The organism is Streptomyces phyllanthi (assembly GCF_009377205.1).
Lineage (GTDB): Bacteria > Actinomycetota > Actinomycetes > Streptomycetales > Streptomycetaceae > Streptomyces > Streptomyces phyllanthi.
In genome coordinates, this window is sequence record NZ_VJZE01000546.1 from 1 (window position 1) to 5,545 (window position 5,545).

At 70.3% G+C, this 5,545-nt stretch carries 6 protein-coding genes; all 6 read right to left on the reverse strand.

Annotated features, from left to right (window positions below):
- Positions 1-161: 161 nt before the first annotated feature.
- Positions 162-332: a hypothetical protein gene (locus FNH04_RS46950; protein WP_194236985.1), complete on the reverse strand. Its 171-nt coding sequence runs from the start codon at positions 330-332 to the stop codon at positions 162-164.
- A gap of 19 nt (positions 333-351) precedes the next feature.
- Complete coding sequence (locus tag FNH04_RS40430; RefSeq protein WP_152791172.1) at positions 352-1,089, reverse strand: hyaluronoglucosaminidase; 738 nt, start codon at positions 1,087-1,089, stop codon at positions 352-354.
- A 176-nt stretch (positions 1,090-1,265) separates the two neighbouring features.
- Positions 1,266-1,895, reverse strand: coding sequence for a uridine kinase family protein (locus tag FNH04_RS40435; RefSeq protein ID WP_322725280.1), 630 nt, complete (start codon positions 1,893-1,895; stop codon positions 1,266-1,268).
- Between the two features lie 127 nt (positions 1,896-2,022).
- Entirely contained in the window at positions 2,023-2,934 is a 912-nt protein-coding gene (locus tag FNH04_RS40440; RefSeq protein WP_152791173.1) for an aldehyde dehydrogenase family protein, read from the reverse strand.
- Entirely contained in the window at positions 2,927-4,363 is a 1,437-nt protein-coding gene (locus FNH04_RS40445) for an aldehyde dehydrogenase family protein (protein ID WP_322725283.1), read from the reverse strand. Before FNH04_RS40445 ends, FNH04_RS40440 begins: the two co-directional genes overlap by 8 nt.
- Positions 4,363-5,322: a deoxyribose-phosphate aldolase gene (gene deoC / locus FNH04_RS40450; protein ID WP_152791176.1), complete on the reverse strand. Its 960-nt coding sequence runs from the start codon at positions 5,320-5,322 to the stop codon at positions 4,363-4,365. The genes FNH04_RS40445 and deoC overlap by 1 nt, the downstream gene beginning before the upstream one ends.
- Positions 5,323-5,545: the final 223 nt, after the last annotated feature.

The following is a 5,545-nucleotide window of genomic DNA, read 5'->3' on the forward strand; positions in this document are numbered from 1 at the left end:
GGAGAAACAGGGGGAAGCAACACAACACGGGGGAAGCAACACAACACGGGGGAAGCAAGGAAACCGGGGGAACACGAAGCGGGACTGGAGGGCCGGGGGGTCCGTCCAGTCCCGCTTTCGCGTGTCCGCCCGCACACGCGGGTGCGGTCCCGTGGGCGCCGTCAGCTCTGGTCGCCGCCGTCGCCCGTGGCGGTGGTGGCGGTGGTGGCGGAGAGCTGGGCCTTCAGCGCGGCGTTCTCCGCCTCCAGGACCACGATCCGCTTGCGTGCGAAGTAGAGCTCCATCACCGCGTCATGGAACTCCGAGACCAGTTCCTCGGGGGTCAATTGCATGATCGTCTCCCGTTCCCGCTCAGGCCGGTGCGATGACGGTGACGGTGCCCGCGGAGCCCCGCCACACCAGCCGGCCGTTCGACGCGTACAGCGCGCCACCGCCGGCCGTCCCGTCGACGGACGTCGGCACGGTCGCGGCGTTCCCGATCCGCACCGAGCCCTCGACCAGCAGCGCGGCCGGAGCGCTCGGCGACTGGACGACGTGGACCTGCGCGCGCGGGGTGGCCCCGCGGTCGATCCCCACGCCTATCCGTCCCGTCCCCTTCACCACGAAGTCGTCCAGGCCGTCGTTGTTGCGCAGGGCGATCAGGCTGCCCGTGGTCGGGCCGTCGGTCGCGGTCACGTAGATGCCCTGCGCGGCCGTGCCCGCCGTCCGCAGGTCGATCGACAGGGCGGCGGCGCTCTTGTCCGACGCGTCGGCGTATCCCCGGTGGGTGATCTTCAGCGTTCCGCGGCCGGTCTCCGTGCCGGACAGGTACATGGCCGACGTGTCCGGGTTGTCGGAGATCACGTTCAGCGCCACGCCCGCTCCGGACGTGCCGGCCTGGTAGAGGGTCGCCGTGTGCTCCGTGGTCGAGGTCGTCTTGAAGAACGCCGAGTTCACCGTGGAGTTCGTCGAGAACTTCTCCGCGGTCACCGTCCCCGGGAACGTGTCGACCGTGTCGTCGGCCTCCGCCGTGTCGGCCGTACCACCCACCGCGACGGTCACCGCGCCGGCGGTGAAGCCACCCAGAAACAGCCTGCGTGCCAGAGGCATGCGCCTACCCACTTCCCTGTACGTCGTCACTCGCGTCGCCGCACCGCGTCTCCGGGCGGCGGAGGCGTGAGGCCCCCCGTTAGGGACGGTGATCGCCACCGTTTGGTTGTAAGGAACTGGCGTCTCACTGAAGGGAGTTGTCACGGCTCGCGCGGGGCGTCGGTCCTGTTGGCGGGCTATGCGGCTGCCCGCTGGCAGCGTCCCGCCGCGGCGGCGGCCAGCCGGCCCAGAGCCTCGTCCCTGTCGCACGGATACGCGCCGAGCCCCGTCTGGTGGGCCACGATCGAGCGCTCCCGGCGCATCAGGCGCCAGCCGCGGCGCAGCAGGAACGGCACGGACTTGCGGCCTTCCCTCAGATCGCGCAGGAAGCGGCGGCGGAACGTGGTGAGCGGGCCGCGGGTCAGGCAGATGGCGTCGGCCAGGACGCCCAGTTCACGGCAGCGGGCGACGATCTCCGCGGCGAAGATGCCCTCCGCGATGAACACGGGGGTCCGCTCGACGCGCAGGGTCTCCGTGCCGGTGCGGGCGCTGAGGGAGATGTCGTACGTCGGGACGGTGGTCGAACCCGTCCGGCACAGCTCCTCGATCGCCGCGACCGCGCTCTCCGTGCCCCAGGACAGGGGATGGTCCCAGTCGATGTCCGAACTCCCCTCCACCAGCGGAAGCGTCGGATTGTCGCCGTCCTTGTAGAAGTCGTCCAGCCGGAGCACGGGCAGGCCGGAACGGGCGGCGAGAAGGGACTTGCCGGACCCGGACGGGCCGGACAGCAGGACGACCCGGATCGGTATCGGGGGATGCGAACTCACGAGAGTCCAGTGTGACGCATCGCGCGGCTCCCGCCGAGACGGAGGGTGGCCGGTGGAGCGCACATCACACACCCCGGCCACCCTCCGTGTCCGTACGGTCGCCTGCCGGTACGCGGTCGGTACGCGGCTAGTACGACGACCCGGACGCGCCCAGGGCGCCCGTCGGGTGCCAGACCGTCTTCGTCTCCAGGAAGGCGGTCATGCGCTCGGTGCCGGGGGTCGCGGACCAGTCCCCTCCGTCCACAGGCTGTGGACGGAGGACGCGCTTGAGGTTGTCGGCCGCGGCGATCTCCAGTTCCTTCGCCAGGACCTCGTCCGCGCCCGCCAGGTCGATCGCGTTCACGTCCTGGTGGGCGGCCAGGGGTGCCGCGATCTCCGCGGTGCGGCCGGAGAGAACGTTGACCACACCGCCGGGGAGGTCGGAGGTGGCCAGGACCTCGCCGAGGGAGAGCGCCGGGAGCGGGGACTTCTCGCTCGCGACCACGATCGCCGTGTTGCCGGTGGCGATCACCGGGGCGATCACCGAGACCAGGCCCAGGAACGACGACTCCTGGGGGGCCAGGACCGCGACCACACCCGTCGGTTCGGGGGAGGACAGGTTGAAGTACGGGCCCGCGACCGGGTTGCCGCCCCCGACCACCTGGGCGATCTTGTCCGTCCAGCCCGCGTACCAGACCCAGCGGTCGACCGTCGCGTCCACCTGGGCCGCCGCCTTCGACTTGGACAGTCCCTCGGCGCCTGCGACCTCGCGGACGAACTGGTCCCGGCGGCCCTCCAGCATCTCCGCGACGCGGTACAGGATCTGGCCGCGGTTGTACGCCGTGGCGCCGGACCAGGCTCCGAACGCCTTGCGGGCGGCGACCACCGCGTCACGGGCGTCCTTGCGGCTCGCCTGCGGTGCGTTGGCCAGCCACGTGCCCTTCGAGTCCGTCACCTCGTACACCCGGCCGCTCTCGGAACGCGGGAACTTCCCGCCGACGTACAGCTTGTAGGTCTTGAAGACGGAGAGTCGCTCAGTCTTTTCGGTCTTCTCAGACATCGAGGTACGCCTCCAGGCCGTGGCGGCCGCCCTCGCGGCCGAAGCCCGACTCCTTGTAGCCGCCGAACGGCGAGGTCGGGTCGAACTTGTTGAACGTGTTGGACCAGACGACACCCGCGCGGAGCTTGTTCGCGACCGCCAGGATGCGGGAGCCCTTCTCCGTCCAGATACCGGCGGAGAGGCCGTACTGGGTGTTGTTGGCCTTGGCGACCGCCTCGTCCGGGGTGCGGAAGGTCAGGACGGACAGCACCGGGCCGAAGATCTCGTCGCGGGCGATGGTGTGCGCCTGGGTGACGTTCGTGAAGAGCGTCGGGGCGAACCAGTAGCCGGAGGACGGGAGTTCGCAGGCAGGGGACCAGCGCTCGGCGCCTTCCTCCGCACCCTGCTCGGCGAGTGCGGTGATCCGGGCCAGCTGCTCGGCGGAGTTGATCGCGCCGATGTCCGTGTTCTTGTCGAGCGGGTCGCCGAGGCGGAGTGTGGAGAGCCTGCGCTTCAGGGACTCCAGCAGCTCGTCGTGGATCGACTCCTGCACGAGGAGCCGGGAGCCCGCGCAGCAGACCTGGCCCTGGTTGAAGAAGATGCCGGTGACGATGCCCTCGACGGCCTGGTCGATGGGCGCGTCGTCGAAGACGATGTTGGCGCCCTTGCCGCCGAGTTCGAGGGTGAGCTTCTTGCGGGTGCCGGCGACGGTACGGGCGATCTCCTTGCCGACGGCCGTCGAGCCGGTGAAGGCGACCTTGTTCACGTCCGGGTGCGCGACCAGGGCGGCGCCCGTGTCGCCGTATCCCGGAAGGATGTTGACGACGCCCTTCGGGAGGCCCGCCTGGCGGCAGATGTCCGCGAAGAAGAGAGCGGAGAGAGGGGTCGTCTCGGCGGGCTTGAGGACGACTGTGTTGCCGGTCGCCAGGGCCGGGGCGATCTTCCACGCCAGCATCAGGAGCGGGAAGTTCCAGGGAATGACCTGGCCGGCCACGCCCAGCGGCCGGGGGGTCGCGCCGAAACCGGCGTGGTCGAGCTTGTCGGCCCAGCCCGCGTAGTAGAAGAAGTGGGCGGCGACCAGGGGGAGGTCCGCGTCCCTCGTCTCCTTGATGGGCTTTCCGTTGTCGAGGGTTTCGAGGACGGCGAGCTCGCGGCTGCGCTCCTGGATGATCCGGGCGATACGGAACAGGTACTTGGCGCGCTCGGAGCCCGGCAGCGCGGACCACTTCTCGAACGCGCGCCGGGCGGCCTTCACCGCGCGGTCGACGTCCGCCTCACTCGCCTGGGCGACCTCGGAGAGGACCTCCTCGGTGCTCGGGCTGACGGTCTTGAAGACCTTGCCCTCGGCCGCCTCGGTGAACTCGCCGTCGATGAACAGGCCGTACGAGGGCGCGATGTCGACGACCGCGCGGGACTCGGGCGCGGGTGCGTACTCAAAAGCCATGTGGATCAGTCCACCGTCACGTAGTCGGGGCCGGAGTAGCGGCCGGTGGCCAGCTTCTGGCGCTGCATCAGCAGGTCGTTCAGGAGCGAGGAGGCGCCGAAGCGGAACCAGTGGTTGTCCAGCCAGTCCTCGCCCACGGTCTCGTTGACCAGCACGAGGAACTTGATCGCGTCCTTGCTGGTGCGGATGCCGCCGGCCGGCTTCACACCGACCTGGACACCGGTCTGCGCACGGAAGTCGCGTACGGCCTCCAGCATGAGGAGGGTGTTCGCCGGGGTCGCGTTGACGGCGACCTTGCCGGTCGAGGTCTTGATGAAGTCGGCGCCCGCGAGCATCCCCAGCCAGCTGGCCCGGCGGATGTTGTCGTACGTGGACAGCTCGCCGGTCTCGAAGATGACCTTCAGACGGGCGCTCGTCCCGCAGGCCTCCTTCACGGCGGTGATCTCGTCGTACACCTTCAGATAGTGGCCCGCGAGGAACGCCCCGCGGTCGATGACCATGTCGATCTCGTCGGCGCCCGCGGCCACGGCGTCGCGCACGTCGGCCAGCTTCACGTCGAGGGCGGCGCGGCCCGCCGGGAACGCGGTGGCGACCGAGGCGACCTTCACTCCGGAGCCCGCGACGGCCTCCTTGGCGGCGGCCACCATGTCGGGGTAGACGCAGACCGCGGCCGTCGCCGGCGTCGTACGGTCGGTCGGATCGGGGTGGACCGCCTTGGCGCCGAGCGCCCGGACCTTGCCGGGGGTGTCCGCGCCTTCCAGCGTCGTCAGGTCGACCATCGAGATGGCGAGGTCGATGGCGTACGCCTTCGCGGTCGTCTTGATGGAACGGGTGCCGAGCGAGGCGGCGCGCGCCTCCAGGCCGACCGCGTCCACGCCGGGCAGCCCGTGGAGGAAGCGGCGCAGGGTGCTGTCGGACGCGGTGACGTCGGGGAGAGCGGGTGCTGCGTGTGCAGTGGTGGGCATGGTCACCAGACGAGCATATCTACGCGCGTAGCGGCTGTACACCCCGGAGAGTGACCGGGGTGAGAGCCTGTGTCATATCCCCGGTCGGATCAGCGTGCGGCGTCTGGTGCGTGCGATCGCAAGGCGCCGAAACGCCCTCGTGGCGGAGTCACGTGGGCGTTTCGGCAACGCGGCGAGCGTGCGTGCCAGGCGTCGCACGCCCGGCCGGGGATATGACACAGGC

Bases quoted from the DNA above. Each gene is read 5' to 3' on its own strand.
- FNH04_RS46950 (WP_194236985.1), bottom strand. From the start codon at position 332: ATGCAATTGACCCCCGAGGAACTGGTCTCGGAGTTCCATGACGCGGTG.
- FNH04_RS40430 (WP_152791172.1), bottom strand. From the start codon at position 1,089: ATGCCTCTGGCACGCAGGCTGTTTCTGGGTGGCTTCACCGCCGGCGCG.
- FNH04_RS40440 (WP_152791173.1), bottom strand. From the start codon at position 2,934: ATGTCTGAGAAGACCGAAAAGACTGAGCGACTCTCCGTCTTCAAGACC.
- deoC (WP_152791176.1), bottom strand. From the start codon at position 5,322: ATGCCCACCACTGCACACGCAGCACCCGCTCTCCCCGACGTCACCGCG.